The sequence below is a fragment of the Streptomyces sp. NPDC006610 genome (genome assembly GCF_040611575.1).
Taxonomy (GTDB): domain Bacteria; phylum Actinomycetota; class Actinomycetes; order Streptomycetales; family Streptomycetaceae; genus Streptomyces.
The window spans coordinates 1-5,122 of the sequence record NZ_JBEXOP010000087.1 but is presented as its reverse complement, the minus strand read 5'-3'; the positions used below and the strand labels follow the sequence as shown (position 1 = coordinate 5,122).

The window sequence follows — 5,122 nt, the reverse complement described above, 5'->3', positions numbered from 1 at the left end:
GTCATGACGGCCTCCGTGCGCAGCGGGTTGATCTCCGAGACGGCGCCGACGAACGTGGTCTTGCCCACGCCGAAGCCGCCCGCCACCACGATCTTCGCGGAGGTGGTGGAGCGGGAAGGACCGCCGCTAGAGCTTGCGAAGTCCACTGAGCACCCTTTCGAGCAGTGTCACGTCTGGCTGGCCGCCGGCGTTCTCGTCGCCGCCGGGCTGATGGATGGCGACCAGGCCCGCCTCCGCCAAGTCGGCGACGAGGATCCTGGCCACGCCGAGAGGGATCGTGAGCAGAGCCGAGATCTCGGCCACCGACTTGATCTCCCGGCACAGGTTGCAGATCCGCTGATGCTCGGGCAGCTGCCCTTGCATCTGGTGCGGAGCCGCGGTGGTGTGCACCAGCGCCTCGATGGCGAGCTGGTAGCGCGGCCTGGTGCGGCCGCCCGTCATGGCGTACGGGCGCACCAGAGGGTTGTGCGTGTGCGACGACCCGCCGCCGGGCGCCGGCTCCGGGGCGCGCCGGGGCTGCACCGGCTGGATGCGCGGCGCGGACGGCTGGTCGTACGGCGACGGACCGGGGCCCTGCGGCGTGTACGGCTGCCGGTGGCTCGGGGCGGAGGGGAAGTTGTACGGGTTCTGGGAACCGTCGTGCCGGCCCTGGGCGGGACCGTACGACCAGTTGTCCGAAGACGAACCACCTGGGGGTGTTGCCACTTTCTCCTCCTCCGACTGCACCGGGCACCCATCTGCGCGGAGCCGCGTCCCGAAACCTTACGGCCACGGGACGCGAAAACGTACCGTCTGTCTGTTAGTTGAGAAGGCTCCCCTGGAGCTCCGCACGGAGATCCGGGGTCAGGACCGTGCCCGCGCGGTCGACCAGAAGCGCCATCTCGTACCCGATGAGGCCGATGTCCGCTTCCGGATGTGCCAGCACCGCGAGCGAGGACCCGTCGGAAATGGACATGATGAAGAGGAATCCCCGCTCCATCTCCACAACCGTCTGGTTCACGCTGCCGCCCTCGAAGATCCGGGAGGCCCCGGCCGTCAGCGAGGTCAGACCGGAGGCGACGGCCGCGAGCTGGTCGGCGCGGTCGCGGGGAAAGCCTTCGGACATCGCCAGAAGGAGTCCGTCGGCGGAGACCACCACCGTGTGGGACACCCCGGGGGTGTTGTCCACGAAGTTGGTGATCAACCAGTTCAGGTTCTGTGCCGCCTGGCTCATCGGGCTCACACTAACGCTCCTGGTTGTAGGTGCTGTCAGGACCGAAGCCCTGGCCGTTCGTTTCACTTCCTGCGCTGCGTCCCCGCTGGACGCCCCGGCGCAGGTTGCTCAGCCTGCCCCGGACGTCCTCGGGGGCGCGGGAGACCTGTGGGCCGCCCTGCGGAGTCGACTCCGCGGTGCCCTCGACCAGATTGGCCTTGGGCACCCGCCGCGGCAGACCGGAGGAGGTGACTCCGCCTGCCTTGGGCTTGCGCAGCTGGGCCGCCTGCTGCCAGCGCTCGTCGTTCGCCGAGCGCCAGTCGTCCTTGCCGCCCTCCGTCGCCGGATCCGGCGCCTGCCGGTTCGCGGACTGCGCCGGGCCCTGGCCGCCGCCGGCCGCTCCGCGACGGGGCAGACCGGCGTCGGTCAGCGGGTGACCGTCGGCGGGGGCCTGACCCGGCCGGTCGAAGCCTACGCGGTCGCGCTCACCCGCGTCAGCGGGCCGTGCGGATTCCGCTTCGGGAGCGTACTGGGCCGGGTAGCCGTTCTGGTAGCCGCCGCCCTGCTGCCAGTCGCCCTGGTAGGACTGCTCCTCGAAGGGCTGGTAGCTCTCCGTCGCGGCGGCGGGGGCCGCTGCGGCCTCGTTGTGCGCGGGCTCCGGATAACCGGGCTCCGGGTAGCCGCCGTCGGTCGCGAAACCGTCGTTCTGCGGCCCACCGTTCGGCGCGTAGTACTGCTCCTCGTACGACGGCTGCCGCTGCTCCTCGTACGACGGCTGCTGCCCTTCGTACGAAGGCTGCTCCTCGTACGAAGGCTGATGCTGCTCCTCGTATCCGGTGGGGCCGTCGTAACCGGCCGGTCGGTCGGAGAAGTCGTGCTGCTGCCGGTCGTTCGCGGCGTTGTCGCCGTCGTAGCCCTGCCGCTGCCCGTCGAAACCGTCGAATCCGTCGAAGCCGTCGGCGTACGCGGACCCCTCGGTGTTCTCCTCGGACGGCTGCTGGCCGTGCGTCTGGGCCTCCAGGGCCGCGCGGCGCTCCTCGCGTATCAGGGAGCGGCCCACCGGGTCCAGCTCGCGGATGTCGTCGGGGATCTCGTACCGGCTGTCGTCGAAGCCCAGCTCGGCGGCCGTGCGCATCGGCTCCTGCTGGAAGGTTTCGCCCCCGAACTGCTGCTCCGGGATGATCTGCGAGACCGTGAACTCCTCGCGGGCCGGCGCGGATTCGCCGCCGCCACCGTGCGTGATGGCGTCGGGGAGCATGACCAGCGAGGTGGTGCCGGCCTGCTCGCCGGAGGGGCGCAGCTGGACGCGGATGCCGTGCCGGTCGGACAGCCGGCCGACCACGAACAGGCCCATGCGCTGGGAGATCGCGGCGTCCACGGTCGGCGGGTTGGCCAGCTTGTGGTTGATGTCCGCGAAGTCCTCGGCGGTGAGGCCGATGCCCTTGTCGTGGATCTCGACCATGACACGGCCGTCGGGCAGCCGGGTCGCGGTGACGCGGACCTTGGTCTGCGGGGAGGAGAACGTGGTGGCGTTCTCCAGCAGCTCGGCGAGCAGGTGCACGAGGTCGGTCACGGCACGGCCGTGGATGTCGGCCTCGGGCACCCCGGATATCTCGATGCGCTCGTACTGCTCCACCTCGGAGGAGGCGGCGCGCAGCACGTCGACCAGCGGAACCGGCTGGTCCCAGCGGCGGCCGGGCTCCTCGCCGGCGAGGACCAGGAGGTTCTCGCCGTTGCGGCGCATACGCGTGGCCAGGTGGTCCAGCTTGAAGAGGTTCTCCAGCTGGTCCGGGTCGGCCTCGTTGTTCTCCAGGTCGGTGATCAGGGTCAGCTGGCCCTCGATCAGCGACTGGTTGCGGCGCGAGAGGTTGGTGAAGATCGCGTTGATGTTGCCCCGCAGCAGGGCCTGCTCGGAGGCGAGCCGGACCGCCTCGCGGTGGACCTGGTCGAAGGCCCGGGCGACCTCGCCGATCTCGTCCGTGGAGCTGATCGGGATGGGCGCGACGCGGGTGTCCACGCGGCCGGGGTCGGTGCGCGAGAGCTGGTCGACCAGCATCGGAAGACGCTGCTCGGCGATGCCGAAGGCGGCGTTGCGCAGCTGGCGCATCGAGCGGCTCATCTGGCGGGCCACCATGGCGGCCAGGATGAACGCGGTGAGCAGGGCGATCACGACGGCGGCGCCGACGATGAACGCGTCCCGCCTGGCGTCGTCGGCGATCGTCGCCGCCTCGGCCACCGCGGTGTCGGCCAGATCCGACTCGATCTTCGAGTACGCCTCGAACTTGAGCGTGTTGACCGCCCACCAGTTCTCCGCGGTGACGCCCTGCTCGGCGAGCGCGTCGAGAGCGGCCCGGTCGGTGGTGGTCAGCCCGGCGAGGGCCGCGATCATCACCGACGGGTCGGACGGCGGGGCCTTGTAGTCCGGGTCCTCGGCGGACTTCTCCCGCGCCGCCGCCTGGGCGTCCGCGGTGATCTGCTTCCGGGCGTCCTCGAGCTTCTGTGCGTCGGCCTCGGTGCCGCCGCCGACGTACTCCTCGATGGCGACGCGCTCGAGGTAGGCGTACGAGGTCAGCGCCACGCGCTGCTTGGCCAGGTCCTCGGCCTTCGGGCCGGGCTCGATGAGCAGGTGCATGCCGATGGACCGCTGCAGCGACAGCGCCGAGCGGGTCAGGGAGATCGCGTAGACGGTACGGCCGTAGCTGGTGATGTTGCCCGTGCCCAGGCCCAGCTCGTTGGCGAACTCCATCAGCGGGTGGGCGACGCCGACGTAGCCCTCCTCGGTCTGCACGCCGGGGAGTTTGCTGGTGTAGGCGTTTGCACGGAGCGTCTGCAGCTTGGGCTCGACGTCCCGGAACACCTTCAGCCGGCGCTCCAGGCCGGCCTTGTCCGGCATGTTCTGCGCGGCCTCGTCGAAGGCGTCGGCGGCCTGGTCCGTCTTCTTGCGGGCGTCCGTGACGGTGGAGTCGTCGGCGCCCTCGCCCTGGAGCAGCGGCGCTGCGCTGGTGTCGCGCTCGTTGTAGAGGGCATCGGCGTAGTCGAGGGAGGCCCGCACCAGGCGCGCGGTCTTCTCCGCGTTCTCCGCCTCCTGCCAGGTGTCGATCGAGCTCTTCACCTGGAAGCCGCCCATGACCAGGCCGACCAGTACGGGGATGAGCAGAATCGCGTTCAGTCGGGTGGCGACCCGCCAGTTGCGCGGCGACATGCGGCCGCCGCTCGGAGCGGGCGCGGCAGCCGGCTCGGAAGCGGCTACGGCAGGGGCGGGCGCCGCTCCGCGCGGCGGCGGGGTGAAGTTGCCCCGGGCAGGCGGCTCGGGACCGTTCTTGCTTCGCCTCACTCGACCAACAACCTCTCGGCGGCGGGCACCTACGTCGTGCCGCAGTGTCTCAGAGCCCGGATCGTCATCGACCACTGAGTACGTCTTTGAGCACCGGGCAGTTCAGGCATTCCAGCACGTCGGACAGCCGTCCACCAAACATGTGTAGTCCGGGATTCCGAGTGACGTATGCCCTACGTAAAACGGTCATAAAGAACGAGCCCCGCCAAATGACGGGGCGTTCGTACGCGCAGCGATACCGCACGACCGCGACGCGTGGCGGTATCAGCCGATTCCTCTGCCGAAACGTTATGAACACCGAAGCCGACCGTGTCAAAGGGCACGGCCGGCTTCGATCCACTGCTACGGGGCTACTTCAGACGGGCCATCAGGGCGTGCTCGACGAGCGTGATGAGCGCCGACTTGGCGTCCGAGCGGTGCCGGGCGTCGGTGGTGATGATCGGGGTGTCGGGTCCGATCTGCAGCGCCTCGCGCACCTCGTCCGGCGAGTACGGCTGGTGTCCGTCGAAGCCGTTGAGGGCGATGACGAAGGGCAGGCCGCTGTTCTCGAAGTAGTCGACCGCGGGGAAGCAGTCGGCGAGCCGGCGGGTGTCGAC

At 70.1% G+C, this 5,122-nt stretch carries 3 protein-coding genes and 2 pseudogenes; all 5 read right to left on the bottom strand.

The window, feature by feature from the left end; genetic code table 11:
• A pseudogene (locus ABZY13_RS33355) lies at window positions 1-146 on the bottom strand (ATP-binding protein); the annotation flags it as partial.
• Window positions 127-705, bottom strand: a complete 579-nt coding sequence (locus ABZY13_RS33350) for a DUF742 domain-containing protein (protein WP_356637547.1) — start codon at window positions 703-705, stop codon at window positions 127-129. The gene ABZY13_RS33350 and the pseudogene ABZY13_RS33355, both read right to left, overlap by 20 nt.
• A gap of 94 nt (window positions 706-799) precedes the next feature.
• Window positions 800-1,213: a roadblock/LC7 domain-containing protein gene (locus tag ABZY13_RS33345; RefSeq protein WP_004983065.1), complete on the bottom strand. Its 414-nt coding sequence runs from the start codon at window positions 1,211-1,213 to the stop codon at window positions 800-802.
• Between the two features lie 10 nt (window positions 1,214-1,223).
• Window positions 1,224-4,526, bottom strand: coding sequence for a nitrate- and nitrite sensing domain-containing protein (locus ABZY13_RS33340; RefSeq protein ID WP_356637545.1), 3,303 nt, complete (start codon window positions 4,524-4,526; stop codon window positions 1,224-1,226).
• 350 nt (window positions 4,527-4,876) lie between these two features.
• Window positions 4,877-5,122: pseudogene (locus tag ABZY13_RS33335) on the bottom strand (ATP-binding protein); the annotation flags it as partial.